The 26,115-nt window shown below is 59.2% G+C and carries 21 protein-coding genes, 1 tRNA gene, 3 rRNA genes and 1 pseudogene; 6 read left to right on the top strand and 20 right to left on the bottom strand.

Annotated features, from left to right (window positions below):
- Positions 1–233: 233 nt before the first annotated feature.
- Positions 234–1,475 (top strand): IS4 family transposase, encoded by a 1,242-nt coding sequence (locus tag ABNX08_RS35795; RefSeq protein WP_374063787.1) that lies wholly within the window; start codon positions 234–236, stop codon positions 1,473–1,475.
- A 183-nt stretch (positions 1,476–1,658) separates the two neighbouring features.
- Here ABNX08_RS35795 and rrf read toward each other — a convergent pair.
- From rrf to ABNX08_RS35775, 4 genes are all read right to left on the bottom strand, one after another.
- Positions 1,659–1,772 (bottom strand): 5S ribosomal RNA (rrf, locus tag ABNX08_RS35790).
- 128 nt (positions 1,773–1,900) lie between these two features.
- Positions 1,901–4,781, bottom strand: a 23S ribosomal RNA gene (locus tag ABNX08_RS35785).
- Between the two features lie 331 nt (positions 4,782–5,112).
- Positions 5,113–6,644, bottom strand: a 16S ribosomal RNA gene (locus tag ABNX08_RS35780).
- The 16S, 23S and 5S rRNA genes sit together here, the layout of an rRNA operon.
- 459 nt (positions 6,645–7,103) lie before the next feature.
- Positions 7,104–7,256: a hypothetical protein gene (locus tag ABNX08_RS35775; protein WP_349605900.1), complete on the bottom strand. Its 153-nt coding sequence runs from the start codon at positions 7,254–7,256 to the stop codon at positions 7,104–7,106.
- Here ABNX08_RS35775 and ABNX08_RS35770 point away from each other — a divergent pair.
- The 3 genes from ABNX08_RS35770 (at position 7,243) to ABNX08_RS35760 (ending at position 9,822) form a co-directional block, all read left to right on the top strand.
- Positions 7,243–7,434, top strand: coding sequence for a hypothetical protein (locus tag ABNX08_RS35770; RefSeq protein WP_349605899.1), 192 nt, complete (start codon positions 7,243–7,245; stop codon positions 7,432–7,434). The two genes, ABNX08_RS35775 and ABNX08_RS35770, sit on opposite strands and share 14 nt — an antisense overlap.
- A gap of 127 nt (positions 7,435–7,561) precedes the next feature.
- The gene (locus tag ABNX08_RS35765; protein ID WP_022540090.1) at positions 7,562–7,831 is read left to right on the top strand and encodes a hypothetical protein; all 270 of its coding nucleotides are present in this window, start codon (positions 7,562–7,564) and stop codon (positions 7,829–7,831) included.
- 863 nt (positions 7,832–8,694) lie between these two features.
- Complete coding sequence (locus tag ABNX08_RS35760; RefSeq protein ID WP_022540089.1) at positions 8,695–9,822, top strand: AI-2E family transporter; 1,128 nt, start codon at positions 8,695–8,697, stop codon at positions 9,820–9,822.
- A 132-nt stretch (positions 9,823–9,954) separates the two neighbouring features.
- Here the strand turns inward: ABNX08_RS35760 and ABNX08_RS35755 are convergent, their stop codons facing one another.
- From ABNX08_RS35755 to ABNX08_RS35720, 8 genes are all read right to left on the bottom strand, one after another.
- The gene (locus ABNX08_RS35755; RefSeq protein WP_349605895.1) at positions 9,955–10,365 is read right to left on the bottom strand and encodes a nitronate monooxygenase; all 411 of its coding nucleotides are present in this window, start codon (positions 10,363–10,365) and stop codon (positions 9,955–9,957) included.
- Between the two features lie 119 nt (positions 10,366–10,484).
- Entirely contained in the window at positions 10,485–11,459 is a 975-nt protein-coding gene (locus ABNX08_RS35750) for an AMP-binding protein (RefSeq protein WP_349605893.1), read from the bottom strand.
- A 441-nt stretch (positions 11,460–11,900) separates the two neighbouring features.
- On the bottom strand, positions 11,901–12,215 hold the full coding sequence (locus ABNX08_RS35745) for an H-NS family nucleoid-associated regulatory protein (protein WP_022540086.1): 315 nt from the start codon (positions 12,213–12,215) through the stop codon (positions 11,901–11,903).
- 407 nt (positions 12,216–12,622) lie between these two features.
- A tRNA-OTHER gene (locus ABNX08_RS35740) sits at positions 12,623–12,698 on the bottom strand.
- A gap of 143 nt (positions 12,699–12,841) precedes the next feature.
- Positions 12,842–13,306 carry a fumarate hydratase gene (locus ABNX08_RS35735; RefSeq protein ID WP_349605892.1) on the bottom strand — a complete coding sequence of 155 codons (465 nt, stop codon included), beginning with the start codon at positions 13,304–13,306 and terminating at the stop codon, positions 12,842–12,844.
- Positions 13,307–13,765: 459 nt separating this feature from the next.
- Positions 13,766–14,095 (bottom strand): cupredoxin family copper-binding protein, encoded by a 330-nt coding sequence (locus ABNX08_RS35730; RefSeq protein ID WP_041682286.1) that lies wholly within the window; start codon positions 14,093–14,095, stop codon positions 13,766–13,768.
- Positions 14,096–14,110: 15 nt separating this feature from the next.
- Positions 14,111–14,638: a DUF4142 domain-containing protein gene (locus tag ABNX08_RS35725; protein WP_349605890.1), complete on the bottom strand. Its 528-nt coding sequence runs from the start codon at positions 14,636–14,638 to the stop codon at positions 14,111–14,113.
- 62 nt (positions 14,639–14,700) lie between these two features.
- On the bottom strand, positions 14,701–15,405 hold the full coding sequence (locus ABNX08_RS35720; RefSeq protein WP_349605889.1) for an RNA polymerase sigma factor: 705 nt from the start codon (positions 15,403–15,405) through the stop codon (positions 14,701–14,703).
- 334 nt (positions 15,406–15,739) lie between these two features.
- Here ABNX08_RS35720 and ABNX08_RS35715 point away from each other — a divergent pair, with 334 nt between their 5' ends.
- Positions 15,740–17,041 carry a hypothetical protein gene (locus ABNX08_RS35715; RefSeq protein ID WP_349605887.1) on the top strand — a complete coding sequence of 434 codons (1,302 nt, stop codon included), beginning with the start codon at positions 15,740–15,742 and terminating at the stop codon, positions 17,039–17,041.
- A 111-nt stretch (positions 17,042–17,152) separates the two neighbouring features.
- Here ABNX08_RS35715 and ABNX08_RS35710 read toward each other — a convergent pair whose 3' ends face one another.
- The 8 genes and pseudogenes from ABNX08_RS35710 to ABNX08_RS35675 all read right to left on the bottom strand — a co-directional run bounded on the left by ABNX08_RS35710 (position 17,153) and on the right by ABNX08_RS35675 (position 25,061).
- The gene (locus ABNX08_RS35710) at positions 17,153–17,239 is read right to left on the bottom strand and encodes a hypothetical protein (protein ID WP_374063827.1); all 87 of its coding nucleotides are present in this window, start codon (positions 17,237–17,239) and stop codon (positions 17,153–17,155) included.
- Positions 17,240–17,358: 119 nt separating this feature from the next.
- A pseudogene (locus ABNX08_RS35705) lies at positions 17,359–17,959 on the bottom strand (MFS transporter); the annotation flags it as partial.
- Positions 17,960–18,393: 434 nt separating this feature from the next.
- On the bottom strand, positions 18,394–19,506 hold the full coding sequence (locus ABNX08_RS35700) for a M20 family metallopeptidase (protein WP_349605885.1): 1,113 nt from the start codon (positions 19,504–19,506) through the stop codon (positions 18,394–18,396).
- Positions 19,503–20,660, bottom strand: coding sequence for a RidA family protein (locus ABNX08_RS35695; protein WP_349605884.1), 1,158 nt, complete (start codon positions 20,658–20,660; stop codon positions 19,503–19,505). Before ABNX08_RS35695 ends, ABNX08_RS35700 begins: the two co-directional genes overlap by 4 nt.
- Before the next feature lie 20 nt (positions 20,661–20,680).
- Entirely contained in the window at positions 20,681–21,646 is a 966-nt protein-coding gene (locus ABNX08_RS35690) for a PDR/VanB family oxidoreductase (protein WP_349605883.1), read from the bottom strand.
- A gap of 14 nt (positions 21,647–21,660) precedes the next feature.
- Positions 21,661–22,686, bottom strand: coding sequence for an NAD(P)-dependent oxidoreductase (locus ABNX08_RS35685; RefSeq protein ID WP_349605882.1), 1,026 nt, complete (start codon positions 22,684–22,686; stop codon positions 21,661–21,663).
- A gap of 35 nt (positions 22,687–22,721) precedes the next feature.
- On the bottom strand, positions 22,722–23,906 hold the full coding sequence (locus ABNX08_RS35680) for an aromatic ring-hydroxylating dioxygenase subunit alpha (RefSeq protein ID WP_022540076.1): 1,185 nt from the start codon (positions 23,904–23,906) through the stop codon (positions 22,722–22,724).
- A gap of 189 nt (positions 23,907–24,095) precedes the next feature.
- Complete coding sequence (locus ABNX08_RS35675; protein WP_022540075.1) at positions 24,096–25,061, bottom strand: tripartite tricarboxylate transporter substrate binding protein; 966 nt, start codon at positions 25,059–25,061, stop codon at positions 24,096–24,098.
- Between the two features lie 197 nt (positions 25,062–25,258).
- On the opposite strand from ABNX08_RS35675, the gene ABNX08_RS35670 reads away from it, so the two are divergent.
- On the top strand, positions 25,259–25,954 hold the full coding sequence (locus ABNX08_RS35670; protein ID WP_349605881.1) for a GntR family transcriptional regulator: 696 nt from the start codon (positions 25,259–25,261) through the stop codon (positions 25,952–25,954).
- The last annotated feature ends 161 nt before the right edge of the window (positions 25,955–26,115 follow it).

The following is a 26,115-nucleotide window of genomic DNA, read 5'->3' as shown; positions in this document are numbered from 1 at the left end:
CGCACCGCAGGTGGCGCAAACACTGGTTTGGCACGCCCTCTTCCTCTTGCACGACGGGTGGGCGGACGCTTACCAATCCACCCAAGATAAGCCCAAATAGAATCGCAATTTGCCACGCGCACGCTTGACAGATGACGAGGTTCGAGCGGCCGCCGCCCTGCTTGCGCTGGCTGTTTAGCGCAAGCAGGGCGGCGGCCAATAGAGGATCGTTTCTCGATCTTCGCTTGGCTCTCATGCCCCTGTCCGATCTGTTCGCTACGCTTACCCAATATCTGCACACCAAGGTCTTTCACGATCTTGCCCGTCATCCCGAATATCCAGCCGCATTCACCCGTCAGCGCAAGCTCACCCTGCCCACACTGATCGCGTTCATGCTTGGCAACTTGCGCATGGGCGTTCAAGCCGAACTCGATCAATTCTTCGCCGCGCTCGCCCGCCAAAACACCTTGTGCCGGCGAGTCAGTGAACAAGCCTTCGCCCAGGCTCGCAGCAAACTCAGCGGCGATGTCTTTGCTCACCTCAATGACTGGCTGCTTCAGCAGGTGTCCAACCATTTGCCGCGCTGGCATGGCTTTCGGCTGGTCGCAGCCGACGCCTCGCACCTGCGTTTTGCCATCCGCCACAGCTATCTGCCGCGAGCCGCCACCCGTGATCAACTCGCTTTCGGCCTGTACCTCCCCGGGGCCGAGATGATGCTCGCCGCCTCACTGCACAGCGTGCTCGAGAACGAACGCCAGATCCTGTTCGAGCATCTGGACCGCCTGCAATCCGACGACTTGCTGTTGCTCGACCGCGGCTACCCGGCCCGCTGGCTGGTAGCCGTACTCAACCAACGAAACATCCCTTTCTGCATGCGCGCCGACGGTAGCGGCTTTGCTGCCCTGCGGGACTTCGTCCGCTCCGGCCGCGCCGAGACCGTCGTCACGCTCCCGGCTCCAGCCCGCAATGACGCGCGCGACTATGAATGTGCGTCCGTCCCGCAGACCGTCCGGCTCATCCGGCAGATCTCGCCAGCCGCCAAGGTTCGCGTGCTCATCACCAATCTGCTCGACAGGCACCGCCATCCGGCTGCCACCTTCCGCGATCTCTATCACCAGCGCTGGCGTCTCGAGGAGGCCTTCAAACGCCTCAAACACCGCATGGCACTCGAACACCTGTCCGGCCTCTCACAGTTGGCCGCCAGGCAGGACTTCGGAGCCAAAGTCCTGTGCGATAACCTGCACGCCCTGTGCTGTCTTGCGGCCGCGCAGGAACATGACATTGACTCGGATCATCGGATCAACCGTGCCTACGCCATCACCGCCCTTAAACGTGTCCTGCCTGCACTGCTGCTCGGCCTGCGCTGGGCCAAGGCTGCCCTGAACGAGACCTTGACCTTGATCGCAACACGTCTCCAGCGCGTGCGACCAGATCGCGCCAAGCCCCGTCCACCACGCCACAAGCCTCATCGACATGCCGCTTATAAGGCTTGTTGATGCTGCTTATCTTGGGTGGATTGGGACGCTTACGCTGTAGATTGCCATGGAGCTGGCGCTGCGCACCGGCCAATAGCAGGGTGCGGCGGTGCTGCGCCATTCTCCAAGTCGGCAAACGCTTCCGAACCGCCAAAGACAAAACCCCTCGCAGCATCAGCTGTCGAGGGGTTCTGCGGTATAAGAGCCTGGCGATGACCTACTTTCACACGGGTAATCCGCACTATCATCGGCGCGGAGTCGTTTCACGGACCTGTTCGGGATGGGAAGGGGTGGTTCCAACTCGCTATGGTCACCAGGCATAAGGGGTTGCAACGCTGGGGTTGAGGCCAACGCTGCGAATAGGGATGTAGTTGGGGTTGTGCGTCTTGTGTCAACTGTTTCGGCACAGTCGCGATCACACATACCAGGTAAAACACACTGGTTATAGGATCAAGCCTTACGGGCAATTAGTACTGGTTAGCTTAACGCATTACTGCGCTTCCACACCCAGCCTATCAACGTCCTGGTCTCGAACGACCCTTCAAGGAGGTCAAGCCTCCAGGGAATCCTCATCTTCAGGCGAGTTTCCCGCTTAGATGCTTTCAGCGGTTATCTCTTCCGTACATAGCTACCCTGCGATGCCTCTGGCGAGACAACAGGTACACCAGCGGTACGTCCACTCCGGTCCTCTCGTACTAGGAGCAGCCCCCGTCAAGATTCCAACGCCCACGGCAGATAGGGACCAAACTGTCTCACGACGTTTTAAACCCAGCTCACGTACCTCTTTAAATGGCGAACAGCCATACCCTTGGGACCGGCTACAGCCCCAGGATGAGATGAGCCGACATCGAGGTGCCAAACACCGCCGTCGATATGAACTCTTGGGCGGTATCAGCCTGTTATCCCCAGAGTACCTTTTATCCGTTGAGCGATGGCCCTTCCATTCAGAACCACCGGATCACTATGTCCTGCTTTCGCACCTGCTCGACTTGTCGGTCTCGCAGTTAAGCACGCTTTTGCCATTGCACTTTAGGTACGATGTCCGACCGTACCAAGCGTACCTTCGAACTCCTCCGTTACACTTTGGGAGGAGACCGCCCCAGTCAAACTGCCTACCATGCACTGTCCCCGACCCGGATTCACGGGCCAAGGTTAGAACCTCAAACAAACCAGGGTGGTATTTCAAGGACGGCTCCACGTGAACTAGCGTCCACGCTTCAAAGCCTCCCACCTATCCTACACAGATCGGTTCAAAGTCCAATGCAAAGCTACAGTAAAGGTTCATGGGGTCTTTCCGTCTAGCCGCGGGGAGATTGCATCATCACAAACACTTCAACTTCGCTGAGTCTCGGGAGGAGACAGTGTGGCCATCGTTACGCCATTCGTGCAGGTCGGAACTTACCCGACAAGGAATTTCGCTACCTTAGGACCGTTATAGTTACGGCCGCCGTTTACCGGGACTTCAATCAAGAGCTTGCACCCCATCATTTAATCTTCCGGCACCGGGCAGGCGTCACACCCTATACGTCCACTTTCGTGTTTGCAGAGTGCTGTGTTTTTATTAAACAGTCGCAGCCACCATTTTATTGCAACCCCGTCACCCTTCTGGCGCAGGCCAGTCAAGCTACCAGGGCGTACCTTATCCCGAAGTTACGGTACCAATTTGCCGAGTTCCTTCTCCCGAGTTCTCTCAAGCGCCTTAGAATACTCATCTCGCCCACCTGTGTCGGTTTGCGGTACGGTCTCGTATGACTGAAGCTTAGAGGCTTTTCTTGGAACCACTTCCAATTGCTTCGCAGCACTAGGCCGCTCGCCCCACATCCTTGAATTCCGCGCCCGGATTTGCCTGAGCGCCTTCTCCAATGCAGGGACCGGGACTTCCAACACCCGGACAACCTTCCGCGATCCGTCCCCCCATCGCATCATACGACGGTGCAGGAATATTAACCTGCTTCCCATCAGCTACGCATCTCTGCCTCGCCTTAGGGGCCGACTCACCCTACGCCGATGAACGTTGCGTAGGAAACCTTGGGCTTACGGCGAGGGGGCCTTTCACCCCCTTTATCGCTACTCATGTCAGCATTCGCACTTCTGATACCTCCAGCATCCTTTACAAGACACCTTCACAGGCTTACAGAACGCTCTCCTACCACGCACATTACTGTGCGTCCGCAGCTTCGGTGACTGGCTTAGCCCCGTTACATCTTCCGCGCAGGACGACTCGATCAGTGAGCTATTACGCTTTCTTTAAAGGGTGGCTGCTTCTAAGCCAACCTCCTGACTGTTTTAGCCTTCCCACTTCGTTTCCCACTTAGCCAATCTTGGGGACCTTAGCTGGCGGTCTGGGTTGTTTCCCTCTTGACACCGGACGTTAGCACCCGATGTCTGTCTCCCGTGATTGCACTCTTCGGTATTCGGAGTTTGCTATGGCGGGGTAATCAGCAATAGACCCCCCAACCATGACAGTGCTCTACCCCCGAAGGTGAGACACGAGGCACTACCTAAATAGTTTTCGGAGAGAACCAGCTATTTCCAGATTTGTTTAGCCTTTCACCCCTATCCACAGCTCATCCCCTAACTTTTCAACGTTAGTGGGTTCGGTCCTCCAGTACGTGTTACCGCACCTTCAACCTGGCCATGGATAGATCATCTGGTTTCGGGTCTACACCCAGCGACTCAACGCCCTGTTCGGACTCGCTTTCGCTACGCCTTCCCTAATCGGTTAAGCTTGCCACTGAATGTAAGTCGCTGACCCATTATACAAAAGGTACGCCGTCACCCGTTGCCAGGCTCCGACTGTTTGTATGCATGCGGTTTCAGGATCTATTTCACTCCCCTCCCGGGGTTCTTTTCGCCTTTCCCTCACGGTACTGGTTCACTATCGGTCGATCACGAGTATTTAGCCTTGGAGGATGGTCCCCCCATCTTCAGACAGGATTTCACGTGTCCCGCCCTACTTGTCGTACACCTAGTTCCACAACGCTGTTTTCGCATACAGGGCTATCACCTGCTAGGGCCGGGCTTTCCATCCCGTTCTGCTAACAATGCTGCTAAAGAGTACAAGGCTGTTCCCATTTCGTTCGCCACTACTCTGGGAATCTCGGTTGATTTCTGTTCCTGCAGCTACTTAGATGTTTCAGTTCGCCGCGTTCGCTTCCCACACCTATGAATTCAGTGTGGGATGACCCATTCGGGCCGGGTTTCCCCATTCGGACATCTCCGGATCAAAGCTTGTTTGCCAGCTCCCCGAAGCTTTTCGCAGGCTACCGCGTCCTTCATCGCCTGTGATCGCCAAGGCATCCACCACATGCACTTGTTCGCTTGACCCTATAACGAGTGTGTCTCGATCGCTCGAAGACCTCGCTACAGGATGAGTTCTCGCATTTGTGCCGTATTCCAAGTCATCTTTCGATCACTTAAATACATTTTGGTTGATACAATCACAACCCGGTATCGCGTTGGTACTGCAGCGTCTCATCAACGCTCGCGCGACACCTTTACTACATCCCATATTGTTAAAGAACAGCCGATCGTTAGATCGCTTGGCAATGCCAAATGGAAGCACTCGTTCGCCGAGTGCTTCCATTTGGCCAACCAGCCTGGCCTTAACCACAAACTACCGATAAGTGTGAACGCTCAACTTCGGATGCACGCTCTGAAAGGAGGTGATCCAGCCGCACCTTCCGATACGGCTACCTTGTTACGACTTCACCCCAGTCATGAACCCTGCCGTGGTAATCGCCCTCCTTGCGGTTAGGCTAACTACTTCTGGCAAAACCCACTCCCATGGTGTGACGGGCGGTGTGTACAAGACCCGGGAACGTATTCACCGCGGCATGCTGATCCGCGATTACTAGCGATTCCAGCTTCACGTAGTCGAGTTGCAGACTACGATCCGGACTACGATGCGTTTTCTGGGATTGGCTCCCCCTCGCGGGTTGGCAACCCTCTGTACGCACCATTGTATGACGTGTGAAGCCCTACCCATAAGGGCCATGAGGACTTGACGTCATCCCCACCTTCCTCCGGTTTGTCACCGGCAGTCTCTCTAGAGTGCTCTTGCGTAGCAACTAAAGACAAGGGTTGCGCTCGTTGCGGGACTTAACCCAACATCTCACGACACGAGCTGACGACAGCCATGCAGCACCTGTGTCCACTTTCCCTTTCGGGCACCTAATGCATCTCTGCTTCGTTAGTGGCATGTCAAGGGTAGGTAAGGTTTTTCGCGTTGCATCGAATTAATCCACATCATCCACCGCTTGTGCGGGTCCCCGTCAATTCCTTTGAGTTTTAATCTTGCGACCGTACTCCCCAGGCGGTCAACTTCACGCGTTAGCTACGTTACTGAAGAAATGAATCCCCAACAACTAGTTGACATCGTTTAGGGCGTGGACTACCAGGGTATCTAATCCTGTTTGCTCCCCACGCTTTCGTGCATGAGCGTCAGTGACGTCCCAGGGGGCTGCCTTCGCCATCGGTATTCCTCCACATCTCTACGCATTTCACTGCTACACGTGGAATTCTACCCCCCTCTGACATACTCTAGCCTTGCAGTCACAAGCGCCATTCCCAAGTTAAGCTCGGGGATTTCACGCCTGTCTTACAAAACCGCCTGCGCACGCTTTACGCCCAGTAATTCCGATTAACGCTCGCACCCTACGTATTACCGCGGCTGCTGGCACGTAGTTAGCCGGTGCTTATTCTTCCGGTACCGTCATCGACCCGGGGTATTATCCCAGGCCATTTCTTTCCGGACAAAAGTGCTTTACAACCCGAAGGCCTTCTTCACACACGCGGCATTGCTGGATCAGGGTTGCCCCCATTGTCCAAAATTCCCCACTGCTGCCTCCCGTAGGAGTCTGGGCCGTGTCTCAGTCCCAGTGTGGCTGATCGTCCTCTCAGACCAGCTACTGATCGTCGCCTTGGTAGGCTCTTACCCCACCAACTAGCTAATCAGACATCGGCCGCTCCTGTAGCGCGAGGCCTTGCGGTCCCCCGCTTTCACCCTCAGGTCGTATGCGGTATTAGCTAATCTTTCGACTAGTTATCCCCCACTACAGGGCACGTTCCGATGTATTACTCACCCGTTCGCCACTCGCCACCAGGCCGAAGCCCGTGCTGCCGTTCGACTTGCATGTGTAAGGCATGCCGCCAGCGTTCAATCTGAGCCAGGATCAAACTCTTCAGTTCAATCTCTGTGTGGACCCTCGCGGGCCCTCGCTCTTTCGAGCGGTCGCTCACTCTCAGAAAACTGACTGACCAGATCCGAAGATCCAGTCACGTTTTGCTGTGCGAGCACTTTATAACTTGCAAGCTAAAAGACCGAAGTCTTCCGCATCCGTTATCAAGCGCCCACACTTATCGGTGTTTGTTTGTTAAAGAGCCTGTCGCGATTCGCTTTGCTTGTCGCGTCGCTGCTTTGTCAGCAGCGAAGAAGAGAGATCTTAAAGAGTTTTCTGCGATTAATCAACCATTTTCGAGAAATTCTTTATTCTGGAAAGCACGCTCTCTCGAGTTAATCCTTGCAACTCCGTTGCAAGTCTTTTCCCACCTCCGTTGCGCGGTGCTTTGCGAACGGGGGGCGAATGTTAATGCCTCCATGCCTGCCTTGCAAGCGTTTTTGAAAATAATTTGAAAGAGACTCTTTTGTCACTTTTGCATCGACCCACGACCTGGATGAGCACCGAGCTGGTCGCCGCCCGCGGGTTCCTTCAAGGCCGGGTCGGTCAGCAGCACGGCGCCGAACGCGGCGACCGGCGCGAGCAAGATCACGCTGAAGCTGCGGTAGGTGACGAACATCAAGAAGAAGGATGGACTTGGAAATGCCGGAGAGCTCGATCGTCTTGCCGAATACCCCATCCAGCAGGAAGACCGGAAAGTAAAGTTTGACGAAGCCGACCGTCTCGGCCGTAATCGCGCTGGTGGGGCGTGCGCGGGCAATGCTGTCAGTACAACACTCGTGCAGCAAGGCTCTTGCTGAGGTACTCGCCCAATGCCTTGCTGGCTGCGCTCGCAGACGATGGCACCTGCGTGTCGCGTCCCAACGCTATTGAAAATCGGACGCCGTGCAGCGAACAGCGTATGCTGATTGCTGAAAGGAGACCAACATGTCTCAGAATAACTCGATCTATAAGGGCTTCAAGGTGTCGGCAATTGTACGCCGCTCATCCGAAGATGCCCTCGACCCCGGCGCGGCACAGCCAACCTTCCTCGCAACAGCGACCGTTACTCAGGTCAGCGCGGGCAGTGGCTCACTAAGGCTGGTGCCGGCGCTTCTGCCGCATCATGCGCCCACACCCCACGCTGCCATCGACCTTGCACTATCGTCGGCCAGGGCAGTTATCGACAGCTTGTCCACGTCCGTCAGGCACAAATAGTCTGCACGAAAGCCAAGCTCAAAAAACGAGGTCAACACCGAGGCGCTGCGCCAGATCGGTTAACTGTAAGCGATGGACGCTGAGAGCCGCTGCAAGCCTGACGACCGGCCTACTGCCGGCATCCGGTGGTTGCGGCGTTGATGAGCGAGGGCCACGAGTTCTACAACGACCTCGCCGCGGCACATGGCCTCGCGCCCTCCTGATGCCGGGCACAAGCTGTAAAGCTTGTCGGCGTGAATTTCGCAGCGTTTAGCGGCATGGGTACTCGGCCGAGCCTGGCGGCCCGAGCCGTTCATGGGCCCGCATATAGCTCTTGGATTGCCCTTTACGCCAAATCCCCTTCAAGCACCTGGATGGTGGTCTCGCCGCCGTCCGCGGGTCGAGGACTGGCAAGTCGCAGCGCGAGCCGCACCCGTGCGCTTCGGCAACATGCGGCTAACGACTTTGCGCTGCTCCATTTCACGCCAGCAGAAAAGACTCTGTGCGGTCCCGCACATAACACCAGAGAGTGCGTGATGCGAAGCACTTAGGCTGAAAACGCGCGGCGCAATTGATCTTCCTCCCCGGAACGCCGCGCGTTTCACCCCGCCGGCACAAGAAGGCCGACGGGGTGTTTTTCTCCTTGCGGCTCCCGCGACTAATACAAGAACTTGCAGAGTGCCCGGCCCAACCGGTAGACCATATATAAAGTAGCAGATTGATCAGGTAGAGATCCTGGCGGCCCCTTCTGTGTTGCATATTTCCCGGCCAACGCCGTGCTGCTGGGTCCATTTACACAACCGCTAGGAGTGAGCACGCCGAGCCTCGGCGCTGCCCGCACATCGTACTCCTGACAGAGCAAACACCGGCTTGCCCCCGACACAATGGACAACAATATGCGTAACTTGAAAGGCTTCTACATTCTGCTGTTCACGGTCTCGGTTGCGTTCGTCTGGATCCTGCTTCCTTTCTTCAGTGCGATTTTTTGGGGTACGATTCTTGCGGTCATCTTCCAGCCGCTGCAGCGCAAGTTGACGGTCAGGTTCGGCAACCGGCCGAATCTTGCGGCGCTGACGACCCTCTTGTTCTGCGTTCTGATGGTCATTCTTCCGGTCGGTTTGATGGCTGCCGCGCTCGCACAGGAAGCTGCGTTCGCCTACAACCAGATCAAGACCGGCCAATGGGATTTCGCTCTGTATTTCCGGACGGCTGTGCGGGCTCTCCCACACTCGGTGCAGAACTGGCTCGACCAGGTCGGGTTAGCAGACGTGGCGGGATTGCAGGCGAAACTAACCGAAGGCGCAGCCCGAATCAGCCAGTTCATGGCGACACAGGCGGTTACGATTGGCCAGAACACGCTTCAGTTTGCCATCGGCTTCGGCATCATGCTGTATCTGGTCTTTTTTCTGCTGCGCGACGGCACCATACTCTCTCGCCGCATTCGCGTGGCGGTACCACTTGATGATGCGCACGCTCGCAGGTTGCTCAGCCGGTTCACCACCGTGATCCGCGCCACGGTCAAAGGTAACGTCGCGGTGGCCGCCGCCCAAGGGTTCCTCGGGGGCGTGGCGTTCATGATGCTAGGAATCAATGGGGTTTTGCTTTGGGGCACGCTGATGGCGTTCCTCTCGCTTTTGCCCGCCATCGGTGCTGCGCTCGTGTGGGGGCCAGTCGCCGTCTATTTTCTGCTGGCAGGCCCCTTCTGGAAGGGGATTGTGCTGCTTATCTTCGGCACCTTGGTAATCGGCGTAGTGGATAACGTAGTGCGCCCGATCCTCGTTGGCAAGGACACGAAGTTACCAGACTGGGTCGTGCTGATTTCGACGGTGGGCGGAATGTCCGTCTTTGGCATCAATGGCTTTGTGATTGGCCCCCTCATCGCTGCCCTATTCATATCCTGCTGGGATATTGCAGTGCTTGAGGACCGGGACGACACAACGACTACAGAACGTCCAGCGCCGATAACCGACGAAGTAAGCCGCGTCCCCGGCCAACATCGATCGGATCTGTGAGTGTGCTTTTACCTCGCGCACGCCGCCGTCAGTCCTTCCGTTGAAATTCGGCTGTTGTTGACGCCGTGCGCTACCATCAAAAGGGTTGAAGGCGCGGCGCGACACATCGCCGCGCCCGCCTCGCAAATCGCGTCAGCCGCAAGCCGCCGGCACCAACGCCTGGTACGCCGCCTCACGTGCCGCGTGGAATTCCTGCTGCGTGCGCGCCACCAACTCACCCACCGATTCGATCTGGCCGACGCCGGACACCGAGTGCCCCGCGCTCCAGATATCGCGCCAGCGCTTGATGTCCGCCGCGCCCCGGCTGCCGTACAGCGCATTGACGCGCTCCTCGGTCATGTCAGTCGGCAGGTTGGCCGGGTCGAGCCCGCTGGCCACAATCGAGGGGCGCAACGTGTTGGTCTCCAGTCCTGTAAAAGCGCGCGACAGCAGCACATCGTCCAGTTCGCTGCCGATCAGCATGTCCTTGTAGCCGTCGACGACCATGCTTTCGCGCGTGGCGATGAACTTGGTGCCCATGTACGCCAGGTCGCAGCCCAGCACCTGCGCTGATAACAGGCCGACGCCGCCAGGCGCCGGGCGATCGACTGCGGCAGGCGTTGGCCGTAGGCAGTAGTAGCGTTCATATCGATGCGGACGGAAGCGAAAAAGGGAATGCTGGATCAGGCGACATTGCGGCCCTGGTCGCTCCAGTGGCGGGCGCGCAGGGCTTTCTTGTCGAGCTTGCCCAGCGCGGTCAGCGGCAGGGCATTGACGATCTCCACGCGCTTGGGCGTGTTGACGCTGCCCTTGAGCGCTTTGACGTGGTGGATCAGTTCCTCCGGCGTGGCTGACTTGCCCGCGCGCAACACCACGAAGGCGGTCACCGCCTCGCCCCACTTGGGATCGGGCATGCCGATCACGGCGCCCATGCTGACGGCCGGATGCGTGGCCAGCGCATCCTCGACTTCACGCGGATACACGTTGAAGCCGCCGCTGACGATCATGTCCTTCTTGCGGTCGACGATATACAGCCGCCCGCACGCATCGGCGACGGCAATGTTGCCGGTATGGAGCCAGCCGCCGGCAAAGGCCTGCTCAGTCAGTTCCGGCTGGCGCCAGTAGCCGCGCATCGCGGCGGGGCTGCGCACGCAGATCTCGCCGGGCTGGCCGGGCGCCACTTCGCGGTTGTTCTCGTCGAGCAGGCGGACCTCGCAGCCGGCCAGCGGGAAGCCGCAGGCATCCATCAGCGCAGGCTGCGAAAGGTCATGGTCTACCTTGCGCAGCGCGGTGATCGGCGAGCATTCGGACTGGCCATATAGCTGGCAGAACACCGGTCCCACGTGCTCGATACCTTCGATCAGGCGCTGGCGCGACATTGGCGCGCCAGCGTACAGCAGCGTTTCCAGCGAAGACAGGTCAAAGGCATCCAAGCGAGGATGGTCCAGCAGCCCAGAGACCATGGTCGGCACCATCATCGTCGCGTTGATGCGTTCGCGTGCGATGGTGGCGGCCATCTCCTCCGGATCGAAGCGCGCCATCAGGTGGACTGTGCCGCCGCGCAGCAGTGTCGGCACGAAATTGGTGCCGGTGACGTGGCTGATCGGCGCTACCGCGAGAAAGCGCGGCGTCAGCGGCATGTCGAAATGACTGAGCATCTGCAGCGCGACATGGCCGTTGGATATCCGCGCCGATGTCTGTATTAAGTGGTGCTTACTTCACCATACCCTGCATTGGCAGACCTTACCGGGACGGTTGAGGCGGCCGGCAGCAAGAGCGGGCTCATTTTTTTGGGATCCGCCGCGCCCCGTCGTAGGTGGCGGGCTGATTGCGCGCCCAGGTGCCTTGGCGGATACTGAACATGGGCAACTCATCGTGGTTACCCGATTTCTTCTTGGACGTTCAAAGGCTCTCTTCCACCGGTTGAGAGCCTTTTTTTGCGCCACCGTATCGAGACAACGTTGACCGTCCGCGTGGCGGTCGCCCCGCGATCAGCAATTTCAGTCGACGCCACGCATGCCTCATGTGGGCTCGTGAAAATTACCGCGCCTGCACCTCGATCGGGTCGCCGGCATCCTCGAAAGACGCTGGGCGACCGGTTATTCCTGCGGAATGAGGAAGCGCTCGGGCCGCTTGCCCAGCCAAGCCGGCGCGCGGCCGCGTCCCGACCACGTTTTTCCGGTCTTGGGATCCAGATACTTTGGTGGCAGCGGCTCCTTTTCCACGGGGGCGGATGCGGCACCGGCGGGGCGGCCCCGACGGCGGCGCGGCGCGATGTCTTCCGGAGACAGACCATACTGAGTCATCAGGCCGCGAATCTGCTCGATGACGCTCGCGACTTCGTTCGCGCGGGCCTCTTCGATCTGTACTTCCAACGCTTGCTTCCGCGCCATCAGTTCTTGATACGTCGCCATCGTTGCCTCCAATTTTCCAGTCACCTTTGACTTATACGCATTCTAAAGTCGGCCCGCAAGGTATTCGTTCTCCACTCCTCAGAGAGAAGCTAATAATTCTTTCAGGTCAACGAATGCCTGAATTAACGAATGACTGGCTATAGGCGGCAAGTGGGGCGCCAAGAAAAGAGATCCTCACCCATGAATGACCATCGTCCGCCCCTAAATCCTGGCACGCAGAAACGGGTACGCTTGGCAGCATGAAGCTCCGCTGTAAGATGCCATGGCGCGCGACGAGCGGCATGACACGTGGGTGCCAGAACCAGTCAGCGGCAGGCAGTAGACAAACGTAAAATCAAGAGAGGCTAACGTTGCCGTCCGGCGACGAACGCGACATGAAGGACAGAGTTTTGTAAGCCTGGCGGGAATGGTGGGCCTCCCGTGAGTCGAACACGGCACCAACGGAGTAGTCCGCTGCTCTAACCAGGCATGAGCTAGAGGCCCGATAAGCTGGAAGGGGAAAAGCCGTCAGCGCCAAGCCTCTGGGACCCTGGCCTTCCCGGTCTATCCGTTTTGGGCACCAGCGGTGCACTATTGCCATCATTCGGCCGGCTGGCGAAGACAATCCACGCCAGCCGAGGCAAGGATTACGCCGACGCTTCAGCTGTCGCTACAGTCGGCGCTGCTTTCTTTGCCGAAACACGTTTCTTCGGCACGGATTTCACTGCGGCCGTCTTCGGGGCAGCTTTCGCCGCCGCCTTACTAATGGGCGCGGTCTTCTTCGTCGCCGCTTTCGTGGTAGCCGCTTTGTTGCCCGTTGCCTTCCTGGTACCTGCAGCCTTGGCCTTCTTCGCTGCGAGCTTGTCCTTCGCGGCTTGCTTTTCAAAGCGGACCGCGAACTTTGCGGCTTCCACCGCCTGCGCAACCTCGCGCTTTGCCGCCTCGATGGCCTTCTTCGTGTCGGCGCGCAGCTTCAGCAAGCGCTTCTTCGCTGCCTGAGCCTCACGTGCGAGTACGCTCGCCTTCTTTGTTGGCACGGCCACCTTCTTTGCGGCAGGCTTCCTCTTGGTAACTGCACTTACCTGAGTCGTTGTTTTAGTTGCTGCGACCATGTCGATTACCCGTTAGTTGTAAAGCGCGGAGTATAACCGCACCAGTGCCTACCTAATAGAGGTCAGTCTCTCTCTCCATCGTCTTGCGACGCATCGCTGGCGAGCCAAGCGCGATCACTCGAATCTGCCATGCGACAACCGAACAGCCCGCAATGACTTGACAACTTGAAGCAGCAACATCGCAACGTCCGCGACCTGCAATACAGAAACAGATGCTAACCGGGGAGGATTTAAGCCGTTGCGGCAGGAGCGGTCTCTCGACAATATTCCGTCAGGCCGAGCAGAGATCCGGAGGGGCGAAACGTGGGTGGCGCGCGGGACAACTGCGTTCTGACGAATCGCGGTAAGACCCGTTATCGCGCTCCGTGCGTCCGCAGCGGAGGCCTCCGCGCCGATTGGCGACGCGCTGCCTGCTTGCTACGAAATCAGCAGGCCCACGGCGGCTCGCGGCACCCCGGTCTACTCAACCCGCAGCGTCCCCTTCATCGTTGGATGCAGGGTACACACATAGGGAAAGACCCCGGCCTTGGTGGCCCGATATTTCCATGACTTCCCGGTCGCGATTGTCTTTGAGTCGAAGTCACCGGCTTGTGCCGTCACAGTGTGTGGGAAGGGGTCCTTGTTGATCCACACGACCGTATCGCCCGCCTTGACGGTCAGTTCCTGCGGATCAAACCGTATGCTGTCCATCGTTACCGTATGGGACGCCGGCCCGGCGTTTGCGCTCCCCACCTGGCCGGCGAACAGCAATCCCATCGTCAAAAGCAACGTAGCCGATCGATTACGCATGGTCGGTAGGCACAGTTACTGCTGGGCAAGGGCTGTCTGGATCTGCTTGGCATGCTCCAGGTGTGCGGAAAAGGCCGGCCGCACCTTGACCAGCAGTGCCTTCAGCTCTTCGTTCTTGGCGCTGGGAATCAACGTTTTATCCATGGCATCGAGTACGGCCTGATGATACTTGACCTCGTTGTCGATGTAGGCGCTATCGAACTCCGCTCCCTTGAGGCCTTTCAGTTTCTGGACATTTTTCTCACCGCCCGATTTGAGGCTTTGACTGGTCGGGTTGTCCTCGGGCGTCACTTTCAGTTTCTTGACAAGGGCGCTGGCCGATTTGTTGACACCGGTATGGTCTGTAACCATCTGTTTGCCGAATGCCTTGACGTCCTTGTTGGAGCCCTTGGATTGGGCGAGCTTGCCTGCATCGATATCGACCTGATTCGCAGTTACCACAATGGAGGCAATCTGGGCGTCGTTGGGGGCGGCGTCTTGGGCCACTGCTACCTGCCCCGCGAAGAGGAAAGCGCTGGATAGTAGGAGGTTCGCGATTTTCATGATTTTCCTTTTCGTCAAATATGTGGACAGACCACCGTGAAACTTCTCGCGGTGAATGGTCGTCAATGCGGACGGAGCAGCCCGCGCACGCGAAGGGCGGCGAGCACGTGATTGACCACCGCGTCGCAGCGTGGACCCGCAAAGCTGAATGTGCTTTTCAGATAAGGCTTTACCTCTTCAGCCAAGGATTCGCGCAGCATTGTGCGGGCCCGGAGGAAGCGCGTCTTGACCACGTCACCGCTTACGCCAAGGCAATAAGCCGTTTCCTCTACGCTCATGTCTTCGACGGCCCGAAGAATGAAAACGCACCGGTAGATAGCCGGCAACTTTTCGACCGCAGCCTGCAAGAACTCCCGCACCTGACCGCGTTCGGCCATGGCTTCAGGTGATTCGTCTTCAGAAGTGCGGAAGGACATCACGTTCTCCTGCGAAGGTTCGCCGGGAAGGTCTTCTTCCTCAGCCCGGACTTGCAACTGGACGAGCCGGCCTCGCTTGCGCTGCGCTGTCAGGGCGACATTGATGGCAATGCGCGCCAGCCAGGTGCTCAGCGCCGCCTCGCAGCGAAACGAATCCAGGTTGGTAAAGGCGCGCAAGTAGGTTTCCTGCACCACATCCTGGGCTTCGGCATCGTCCGGGACCAAGCCCCGCGCAGTCCGGAACAACAGGCGGTTGTTACGCCGCATGATGACCTCGAAAGCGGACGCGGCGCCGGCACGGGCGCTGGCGACCAAGTCAGCATCCGTGTGGGTATCGACGGCAGACGGCATGGGCGGTCTGGCATTCCGGTTTGTGTCCATATTGGAGATGTCGCTCCCGTTCCTGATCATTAGACGCGCGCATCTGCGAAAAGGTGACAGAGGACTGGGGCACGGACGGTAGCCGGCTGCGATCCCGGGCCTCGGGTCGAACCACACGTCAGCAATCATAGGCGAACGCACCCGTCACATCCAATCGCAATGTGGCTCGGGCCTCGTGTCACCTTTGCGCGTCCGCCAGCGTCTAAAGACATATGCAACGGATACTTTCGAGCGACTGCCGTCGGAGACATGTCGGTTGCCTCCATGTCAATTGCCCCATCTCATCCTGACAAGGACGTCGATCATGAAGAAGCAACCCTCCGCGCTGATGCCTGAAACGCAAATGCAGCCTGTGCCGCTGCGGCATCCGGCGATGGAGGGGATGCCTCGACGCGGTCTGGTGAATGCAATAACAACGGCGATCGTGGTGGCGGCAGTCACGGCATGCGGCGGCGGCTCTGGAGGGGGAGGAGCTGACGCAGCCGGCACGGCAGCGGCCCAGAATGCCCTCGTCGAGCAGGGCAAGCAGATCTTCCGCTTCGATACCTTCGGGGACGAAGTGCAGTGGACCGATAACCTGAAGATGCACGAGGTTATCGCCAGCGCGGTGGATCCCGTGACCGCAATGTCAGTCGGGCTTAAGGTGGACGCCGAGGCCTTGCCCGAGGCGGTCGTGAATGGAATCCGCAATGGCACGATCGACCTCAATAGTCCGGCCACGACGGTGGCGCTGCTGAAACTGAACGCGGTCGTCGGCATCAAGGGGACCGTCGAGACGGTCAATGGGGTGGACAAGCTCACTCGGGTCGGCATTACCTGCGCGCTATGCCATTCGACGGTGGACAACTCGTTCGCACCGGGCATCGGCAAGCGACTGGACGGATGGCCCAATCGCGATCTGAATCCCGGCGCCATCATCGCGCTGTCGCCCGCCGTTGACGACGCCATGAAGACGGTCCTCAATGCCTGGGGCGCAGGCAAGTTCGACCCCCGGAACAATGTCGACGGCCTCAGCAAGCCGGTCGTGATACCTCCCGCCTTCGGGCTGGACGGCATTCATCGCATTACCTATACCGGCGATGGCGAAGACCTCATGTACTGGAACCGTTATGTCGCCGTGGCCGAAATGGGCGGCCTTGGCTCCGTATCCGAGCCACGGCTGAATCTTTCCATCACGCATGGATCGGAAGATCTCGTTACCAGTAAGCTTCCGGCCCTGCAAGCGTACCAGCTATCCCTGGGCGCTCCACCGGCGCCGGCTGGCAGTTTCGACTCCGCGGCGGCATTGCGAGGTAAGATTGTTTTCGAAGGGGCGGGCCGATGCGCCACGTGCCATAGTGGCCCGGCATTTACAGATGCCAACTCGGTCCTGCATCCGCCTGCCGACTCTATGGCCGAGCCGGAAACCCCAAGCTACGCCTCACGCTCCGCGACCAAGCAATACCGGACCACGCCACTAAAGGGCGTGTGGCAACACGCCCCCTATTTTCATGATGGGTCTGCGGCGACTTTGTCGGATGTCGTGAAGACCTACAACACGAAGCAGGGACTGGGGCTGAGCAGCCAGGATATTGCCGACCTGGCCGAGTATCTGAAGTCGCTGTGAGCGTTGCTACGGGCCGGGGTCGCACGGCGCGGCCGGGTCAGGCACCGGTGAGGCCTCGTTCACATCTCGGGGGGGCGCAAACTCGACTCGCTGACCGACCGAGGCTTGCGTTCAGGTTTCGCCCCACTGCCTCAGCAGGTTGTGGTGGCAGCGAATCAACGTCAGCCGCGCCCGGTCGTCCGCACCTGTTTGGTTCAGGTTCTAAATGGCATTGTCCACGTCGAACAGCAGGGCCCGCTGGGCGTGAGCGCGAACCGCCAACGCGCGCCATAAGCGTTGGTTGTAACGGCGCTTGAGAGCGAGGCGGCGTCGACGAATCAGACAGGCGCGGTCTCGCGGCTGGCCGTCGCGCGATGCTGCATACGCGGCCGCTCCATGCAACGATGTGCGGCCGCGACGAGAACGAAAGCCATCGCGATCAACGCGGCCGCGATGAGACTCAGATACTGCCCGCCTGTCGACAGGAGCACTACACCGCCAAGCACGCCCGAGCAGGCAAGTCCGATGTAGGGCCGTATTGTTCAGGGCGAGCAGCAGCGGCGCCACATGCGGCGACAGTTGCACGAGTCGGTGCTGTTGCGGAACGATGAGCCCCCATCCGCATATCCCCCAGATGGCCAGCGCGATGACAGCGCTGGACGCATGCGCATCGGTCCACGGCAGCGCACAGAAATTGATGATGGCGACCCATTGCATCGCATTGATAATGTTGCGGCTCTCGAACCGGTCCACGAGGCGGCCGGACAGCAGGTTCCCGACCGTCGCGGCGACGCCCCACAACAGGAACATCCCCGCGAGAATGCGTTCGTCGCCGCGCGTCACGGGCTCCAGCACCACGCCCGCATACGTGTAGACCATCAGGAACCCGCCGAACGCGAATAACGAAGTTAGCAAGGTAAGCGCGATCCGCATGTCTCGCTGGACGTGATTGCGCACGAAGTGGGTTTTTCTGACCGGGAGCGAATGAGGCGCGCATTCGTGCGTACCATTGGGCAGCCCCCTCAGGCTGTCCGTCGCTTGAGCAGGGACACTCGTGGACCGGTTCTGCGCGCCGACCAAGGAAGTGCGCATTGAGCGCACCGGCGCGCGAATCGCTGCTGTCAACCCTGCGACGCGGACCAAGGTTCATATGAAGCCACCGACGCACGAGGCCAAATCTCTGATTCATCTGCTCAATCTGCAAGGGCTCTGTCGCCAGCGCGCCGGCTCGCGTCCGCTACCGAGGCCCATAAATCCAAGGTTCCGCCTGCTCATATCTCACTCTCCAGAAATTGGTTGTCATTGCGGGACTCGGCCAGAAGCCGGCACGACCAGGGCGTGAGCGGTCCGCTGGCCATACTGCTATCCAGTGTTCAGCACCGGGCCTCGATGATTGATTGGTAGATGCCGACCGCTTGGTAGATGCGAGCGGTATGACAGTACTCGTCGGTTTGATGCGCCATTGCCGGCTCGCCTGGCCCAAGAATTACGGTCGGAGGGTCACCTGTAAGTGGACGTAGCGTGCTGCCATCTGTGAAGAAAGGAACGGTACGCGGCAATAGCGGTGCATCGTGATACTGCGCGCAGATGCCGAACACTGCAGCAATGGCCGGATCCCCGGCTTCAGAATGCAGGGGTGGCACGTCGACAAGCGGATCAACCGCTATGCCGTTACCCAACAGGCTTCTGAGTTTTCTGCACAGGCAATCGTGCTCCATACCGGGTACAGTCCGCAGGTCGACGGTGAACGTCGCCCGGTCCGGAACGGAGTTGATGTTAAGGCCGGCGTGGAACGTGCCAACGTTCAGCGTTGCCCGGCCCATGAGCGGATGATGGTCTTCCAACCGCATCTCGCGCAATGTCTCGATGGCTCGCGTGGCCTTGTAGATCGCATTTTCGCCCTTTTCTGGCATCGAACCGTGTGCGGTCTTTCCGAGCGCAACGCCCTCAAGCCAAAGGGCGCCTTTGTGTCCGATGCACGGGTAGTTGGCCGTAGGCTCGCCAACGATGAGGAGAGAGAGCGGCTGCCCAGCCTTTCCATTGGCGGCGAGCGCACGCGCACCATCACATCCAGTTTCTTCCCCGCCGGTCAGTAGCAGGCGCACACCGTTACCTTCGCGAAGCGCTTCGCGCGCCTGCCAGCACGCAACGACGAACGCGGCAATGCCAGCCTTCATGTCGCTGCTGCCGAGGCCGAACAGCTTGCCATCAATGATCTCGGCGCTAAAGGGGTCGCGCGCCCACCGCGCCGCACCGAGGGGCACGGTGTCGAGGTGCCCGGTGAACCCGAGCGGCTTGCCGTCGCCTTTGCCGTGCAGCGCTGCTACCAGGTTGAATCGTTGCGGACCGAAGACATCCAGTTCCACACTAAAGCCGGCGTCGGCCAGCAACCCTGCAAGATAGCGTGCGCAGCGCTCTTCGTCGCCAGGCGGATTGACTGACGGAATCCTAACCAGTTCCTGGGTAAGGCTGACAGCATCGATCATGCCCCCTCCTCCAGTAAGGCCACACCATCAACCTGCACACGCTGGCCGTCAAGCAGGAAGCCGCCGACCTGGACGATGCTGACTACGGTACGGCCCGGCGCAAGGAATTGCTTGAGCATCTGCTGGACCGCGTCGGCAGATTCGCCCGGCAACAGGAACACGTTGAGCTTGACAAGATCCGTAACGGAACCACCTGCCGCTCGCAGCACTGCCGCGACCTGTGACAGCGCCCCCTCGAGCTGCGTCTCCAGATCAATGGCATCCGGATTTGCCTGAGCGCCAACGTGCAACTCGCCACCGCTGAGCCATCCGGGTGAGGAGGTCCGGGTAGTCGTCTGCGGCGAAGATTCGATCTCTGGCCAGATCGGCAGACCGATGTCCTTGGACGCAACCGCGTCAATCTCAAGCAGCAGACCTTCGTATAGCAGGTCGACACCGATGATCGTGATAGCGGGCTTATGTGCCGGGAGGCGACGCACGACTTCCGCAAGTATCTGCTCGCCGAGCTGCCGGGATGCCTCGGGGTCAGCCCCATGCTTGTACGCAATTTTCAATGCGCACACATTGGACCAGGTCGTCTGCGCGTCGCGCAAAACATGCTCGATGTATTCGAGCGTGTTCTTCGTTTGCTCGACCACACTGCCCGGGGCGATCGTACGGCCCTGCCGGTCCGCCGATATCTGACCGCCGACGTACACCTTTTCGCCCACGCGCCAGCCCTGTGAGAACGGCGTCGGAATACTCCAGTCCCACGCATGCTCAGGCATGATGCGCTCCTTGTCGCGGCTGAGTTCTGCAATGCCGTCGACTGCGATCAGTGCTTGTTCTCGCCCTACCCCTTGGACACGCAGCGCAGTAGCCGCCGGCCCGGGATTGACGAGATGCCGCAGGCGCACTGCCGTCATACGCTCCCAATACTCAGTAATGGCTGCCCCATCTCCCTCAAACAAGTAGTACGTATGGAGCTTGGTAAGGTCCGCCATGCTGCCGCCCGCCTCTTCGAGGCGCGCAACAAGACTGCGGAAGACCTGGTCGGTCTGTTCGGCAATGTCGATCTCGCCGCTTGCGGAGACGGGCAGTTGCATACCTACATAGACCGTATGACCGACGCGGCGCAGCGAGGGAATGTACTCGTTTGGTGTGGTGGATTCCATCATTTCTCCAGTCGGCCGGTCTAAAGGTCGAGGACAATGCGCTCGCGCTGGCCGCGGGACACGCAAGTCATCATGCATTTGTTGCTTTGGCGTTCTGCCTCACTGAGGAGCACGTCGCGATGCTCAATGCATCCTGACAGCACGCGAACTTCGCAGGTGCCACATACCCCCTCCTCACAACTGCTCGGGATGTCGATGCCATGGGCGCGTAGCACCTCCAGCGCCGTCTCCTCCGCGGATACGGGAAACACCTTCCCGTTCGACGCGAGTTGGATCTCAAATGGTTCATTGGGCGTGCCCGCGCCTTGCGGCGCGGCGAACCATTCGAAATGCACACGCGACGCGATGGTCTCAGGCGTCGCGGCTTCTACGGCATGCATCAGTCCGGCCGGACCACAGCAATACATATGTACGTTCGCCTGCGATGCCGCCATCTTGCTGACGACCTCCTGTACCGGAAAGGTGGGTGTCTCGCTGAAGTACTCGGTGACGCTGTCCGGATGGCGCTCCATCAGTTCTGCATGGTACGCAGCATGCCTTTCCGATCGCGCACAGTAGTGCAGTTCCCAGGACTTTCCGGCCAGCTCCAAGCTCGAGATCATCGCGAGGATGGGCGTGATGCCGATGCCGCCCGCCACGAATATCGTGTGCGCCGCATCGTCGGCAAGCGGGAAATGATTGCGTGGTGCAGAAATGCCCAACGCACTGCCCACCTCGACATTGCCGTGCAAGCTAGCGGAACCGCCACGACCGCCCCGCTCATGCTTGACTGCGATCTTGTACCGCTCGGTATTGCCTGGCAATCCGCACAGGGAATACTGTCTCACGAGGCCAGACGGCGTATGCACATCGATGTGCGCGCCGGCGGCAAACGGCGGCAGGGGCCGACCGTCCGCAGCACACAGGTCGAACTGCACAATGTCGGTCGCGACCTCGTGCTTCGCCGCGACCTTGACCAGGCGAAGCTCGTCGGTAGCCTGACTCATGATATTGACTCCTATCAGTAGCTGCGCGACACATCGACCAGGTTGGTCAGCGGCTCGCCATTGAAGTGGCGCCGAATATTGCTGAAGAACAGATCCAGCGTATGGGGAATGTAGTGCTCGATGTCATCGGACAGCACATGGGGAGTGATCACCAGGTTGGGCGTTTCCCAGTAACGCCAATTGGCGGGCGGCGGCTCTGGATAGGTTACGTCAATCATGGCGCCACTAAGCTTTCCGGCCCGTAGCGCCACATCCAGCGCAGCCGGGTCAATCAGGCCCCCGCGAGACATGTTGATCAGGCCAGCGCCGGTACGCATGCGTTCGATTTCGTCGGCACCGATCAGGAAACGCGTTTCATCCGTAAGAGCCGTGTTCAGGAGCACGAAGTCGGCCTGCGGCAGAAGTGTATGGAGCTCCTCCGGCTTATGCATGCTGTCGACATGAGGGTGGGCCGCACCGCTGCGGCGGATGCCGATGACATGCATACCGAACTGCCTGGCGAGCTCTGCGATGCCCCCACCAATTGAACCCACGCCCACGATCAGCACCGTCTTGCCATTCAGGGCGGACGTGAACTGACGGTCCCAGGCATGCCGACGGTGGTTCCACATGAGCGCCGGCATCCGCGCATTGACCATCAGGAGCGCCATCAGGCCGGACTGCGCGGCTTTGGGAAGGTGAGCACCACTGTTAGTCAGCACTTGAATGCCCATCGGCACCCAGTCCAGTGGCAGCAGGTAGTCCACGCCAGCGCCCAGGATCTGCAGCAGTTTCAATCGCCTGGCGTCGCTGCCCAGCGATTTGTACGGAAACCGATAAGTGATCATCGCATCGGCGGTCTGCATCGCATCCTGATAGATGTCCTGATCACTGCCCCACGTCGTGCGGATGCGCTTCGCGACGTCCGGATGACGCGACAGTGCCGCCTCGTATTGGTCGGGTCGCACGGTGAACACCGGCATCATCGTGCGCGAGTTCTCGATGTGGACGTGAAGCGGATCCGCCTCCGAATATTGGCGGCTCATTGCGGTGGACGACATAGATATTTCTCCGAGAGTTGGGCGAGATGCGTTGCTCAAGCAGCCTTCAATGCAGGACCTTCACGGTTCTGGCGCGAGGATTCGGAGTCGGGCCCAACGACGCGATCGAGAACGTGGTTGGCAATGCGGTGCACGATGTATTCTTCGAGCGAGAAGCGGCCAGGTTCGTAGGCGCCGGTACGCATTGCCTTCTGCACGTTAGGATTGATGCTCAGGTCCTCGATGACGACCTGTGAGTATTTCTCGTAGTACGCCGGCCCGACGATCTCGTCGAAATCGGCGCGCTCCACGGTACTGCGGGGGAATGTCCAGTTTTCGTACAGCCGGAGTTTCTCCGGACCCTCGGGGAAGTACTGTCGGAACTTCATGTAGGACGAAGTCACGATGATCTGCAGAGTCGGCTGCACCCAGATGTGAAAGAGGCAGTTCGCCTTGTCCGCATCAATCCCCGGGACCTCAGGCAGCCCGGAGTAAGCAACGATGCTTCGCCTGCTGTACATCGCTTCCCACGGACCTTGGGTCTTCTCGAACTGCCAGTTCTGCGGATTCTTGGGATCGACGTGCTTCCGGTGAATGGTCGGGACGTGGTAGTTCTCGAAGGCGTTTTCGAGCCACACCTTCCAGTTGCAGTCGACGACATACTCGTCGCGGTGCGTCCATTGCATTTCATCGAGCTTGTGGCTGGCCATGTATGCCGGCAAATCACCCAGCCAGGTCATCAGCGGCTCGGCGTCCGCATTGAACGTAATGAAGATGAAGCCGGCCCAGATGCCGCTGCGGATCGACCGCAGACCGTGCTCCGATGCCTTGAAGCCGGCGACGCCAGCCATCGGCGGCGGAGTACCTGGCGTGCCAAGCAGTTTGCCGCTCGGAGCGTAGGTCCAGCTGTGGTACGGACACGTGAAGGCGCGACACTTGCCTGCGCTCTCGGTGATGATGGCGCCCCGGTGCCGGCACAGTGCCGAATGGACACGGACTTCGTTGTTTTCGTCGCGCACGACGATCAGCGGATGATCCAGGACTTCAATGGAGAAGTAGCTGCCCGGCTCGGCCACCTGCTCCACACGACCTACGCAAAGCCAATCCTTGCGGAACATCGTGTCAACTTCCCGCTGATACCACTCGGGCGACGTATAGCACCAGCCCGGCAGGGGCGAACCTTCATGCAGCGGCAGGCGGGTGGCGGCGTAATGTTCGGGCGAAAAAATGTCGAGAGTCATCTGTCATCCTCGGTTTTTGAGCTGCGCTCTGAGTAGCTTGTTTGAGCTTTTTGCACCATCTGGAGAACTAGTCGACCAGTATAATTATGAGAATAGGTACTGGGGTTTAGGAGTCAAGCGGCAACACGGGATGTTGGCGGACTCGCTGCAGCCCGCGCAGCAGGTACGCGGGCGCCTGCAGCAAAAGGTCTACTTGTTCGAAATGTTGGAAGCGGTCATGACCTTGCCCCACTTCTGATTTTCACTTTGCAGGAATGTATGGAACTGGTCTGGCGTACCACCCACTGGCCTGGCCCCAAGCGTCTTCAGCTTTTCGACTGCCTCCGGGGACGTCAGGCCTTGCGACACTGCTGCCGACAGCCTTTTAGCCACAGTCGCCGGAATGCCAGCCGGCGCCACAACGCCGTACCACGAAGTCACCTCGAATCCCTTCAGGCCCGCTTCGCCCGTCGTTGGTACGTTAGGTAGTAGTGGACTGCGTTGGTCGGCGGCGATGCCAATAGCTCGCACCTTCCCCGCCAGCACTTGGGGAGCTGCGGCCAGGATCTCGACGGACATCACCGACACTTGACCGCTCATCACGTCCACCAATGCTGGCGCCGTACCCTTGTAAGGAACGTGTACCAGATTGACCCCTGCGAGCTGGTTGAGCATCTCGCCTGCTACATGATGAGGCGTGCCAGGGCCTGACGAAGCGAAGTTCAGCTTGCCGGGCCTCGCCTTGGCATATGCGATGAACTCCTGAAGGGTGTTCACTGGCAGTGCCGGATCGACGACCAGCACATGCGGCACCGAGGCGACCAACGCAATCGGCGTGAAGTCCTTCACCGGGTCGTAGCCCACCTTCTGATAGAGCGGATTGATGGACAACGAACTTGTGGAGCCCATCAGCAAGGTGTATCCGTCCGGATTTGCTTGTGCGGCGATCTTGGAACCAATGGCGCCGCCCGCGCCGGCAACGTTATCCACCACCACGGACTGATGGGTCGCGTCACTGATCAACTTGGCGGACACACGACCGAGGACATCGACCGCACCTCCCGGTGGGAACGGCACGATAAAGCGTATCGGCTTGTCTGGATATTGGGCTTGAGCAACCGAGGACAGCAGCCCGGCGGCCAACGCCAGACCGCGGACGACACGACTGAAGGACATGAGGTTTCTCCTCTACGTGGGGGCGTTACCTATCCTAGATCAATTACCAAACTAGTCAACTAGAATGTTTCCCAGGCACTAAAGCGGTGCAATATGCACAAAGGCCGGCACCGGGGAATCGTGCGTGCGCTAAACTGGACAACTACCTTGATACAATTTCACACTGCAGCGAAACGCTTGCCAACCAGGAGATGCAAGTGAAAATCGGCAACGAGTTGAAGATCCCAGAAAGCTCCGCGGTCGCGACTCTCGTCTACAACGAAATCAAGCAGCGCATCATTAGCCTGCACTATCCGCCAGGCGAGAAGCTGTCTGAGGCCCGACTCGCCGACGAGCTAGGTTGCGGCCGCTCGCCGATACGCACGGCTTTTGCGCAGCTTAAGAATGATGGCTGGATCGCAGTGAGTCCTCAGAGTGGAACTTACGTGCGGTCCCTGACCGAACAGGAGATTCACGAGATCTTCGAGTACCGCCTGTTACTCGAAACCTACGTCACCCGCCACGCCGCAACGCGCATCACTGATGAGACACTGCGCAAACTCAGGGTAGCCTTCCGGCGGTTCATGCCCCAGGGCGATTCGGATTTCGAGGAAGATGTGTTCGACGAGTTCAACGAGCTGGATGCAATGTTTCACTCGACCATTTACCGTACCGCTGGCAATAGCCTGATGACCGAGAGCCTGCTTAACTTGCTAGACAAGCTTCGTTGGCTCAAGAAGATGACCCCGTCGCCACCGTTGCGTATGAAGGACGCAGTCGCCGAGCTTGAGGGAATTATTGATGCACTCGAAGCGCGCGATCCGGACCTCGCTGAACAACGCATGCGTGAACACATCGGCAATGCCGCAGACTTTGCTGCCGCGTTTCGGAGCCGCATGGCTGCCGTGGCGTAAGTCAAGCAAGATCGTGCGCTTTGCGCAAATGGCGGCGACCGTGCCGCGTGCGCCCATCGAGCCATGTGCCCATCCCCTGCCTGCCGGCAGGTCGGACCATGCGCGCTGGCATGTGCGCTGAGGAAGCGGGCTCAACGTATGGATGTGTGCAGGCGTGTCCC

Origin of the sequence: Cupriavidus sp. DF5525 (assembly GCF_040149425.2) — a bacterium.
GTDB classification, from domain to species: Bacteria; Pseudomonadota; Gammaproteobacteria; order Burkholderiales; family Burkholderiaceae; genus Cupriavidus; species Cupriavidus pickettii_A.
Note: the sequence above shows the minus strand (reverse complement) of the source record. Positions and strands in the feature narration are given on the sequence as shown.

Excerpts from the sequence above, each read along its gene's own strand:
- ABNX08_RS35700 (WP_349605885.1), bottom strand. The coding sequence starts at position 19,506 with ATGATCGATGCTGTCAGCCTTACCCAGGAACTGGTTAGGATTCCGTCA.
- ABNX08_RS35715 (WP_349605887.1), top strand. The coding sequence starts at position 15,740 with ATGAAGAAGCAACCCTCCGCGCTGATGCCTGAAACGCAAATGCAGCCT.
- ABNX08_RS35725 (WP_349605890.1), bottom strand. The coding sequence starts at position 14,638 with ATGAAAATCGCGAACCTCCTACTATCCAGCGCTTTCCTCTTCGCGGGG.
- ABNX08_RS35685 (WP_349605882.1), bottom strand. The coding sequence starts at position 22,686 with ATGTCGTCCACCGCAATGAGCCGCCAATATTCGGAGGCGGATCCGCTT.
- ABNX08_RS35680 (WP_022540076.1), bottom strand. The coding sequence starts at position 23,906 with ATGACTCTCGACATTTTTTCGCCCGAACATTACGCCGCCACCCGCCTG.
- ABNX08_RS35695 (WP_349605884.1), bottom strand. The coding sequence starts at position 20,660 with ATGGAATCCACCACACCAAACGAGTACATTCCCTCGCTGCGCCGCGTC.
- ABNX08_RS35690 (WP_349605883.1), bottom strand. The coding sequence starts at position 21,646 with ATGAGTCAGGCTACCGACGAGCTTCGCCTGGTCAAGGTCGCGGCGAAG.
- ABNX08_RS35750 (WP_349605893.1), bottom strand. The coding sequence starts at position 11,459 with ATGCTCAGTCATTTCGACATGCCGCTGACGCCGCGCTTTCTCGCGGTA.
- ABNX08_RS35760 (WP_022540089.1), top strand. The coding sequence starts at position 8,695 with ATGGACAACAATATGCGTAACTTGAAAGGCTTCTACATTCTGCTGTTC.
- ABNX08_RS35765 (WP_022540090.1), top strand. The coding sequence starts at position 7,562 with ATGTCTCAGAATAACTCGATCTATAAGGGCTTCAAGGTGTCGGCAATT.
- ABNX08_RS35745 (WP_022540086.1), bottom strand. The coding sequence starts at position 12,215 with ATGGCGACGTATCAAGAACTGATGGCGCGGAAGCAAGCGTTGGAAGTA.
- ABNX08_RS35675 (WP_022540075.1), bottom strand. The coding sequence starts at position 25,061 with ATGTCCTTCAGTCGTGTCGTCCGCGGTCTGGCGTTGGCCGCCGGGCTG.
- ABNX08_RS35795 (WP_374063787.1), top strand. The coding sequence starts at position 234 with ATGCCCCTGTCCGATCTGTTCGCTACGCTTACCCAATATCTGCACACC.
- ABNX08_RS35720 (WP_349605889.1), bottom strand. The coding sequence starts at position 15,405 with ATGCCGTCTGCCGTCGATACCCACACGGATGCTGACTTGGTCGCCAGC.
- ABNX08_RS35735 (WP_349605892.1), bottom strand. The coding sequence starts at position 13,306 with ATGGTCGCAGCAACTAAAACAACGACTCAGGTAAGTGCAGTTACCAAG.
- ABNX08_RS35730 (WP_041682286.1), bottom strand. The coding sequence starts at position 14,095 with ATGCGTAATCGATCGGCTACGTTGCTTTTGACGATGGGATTGCTGTTC.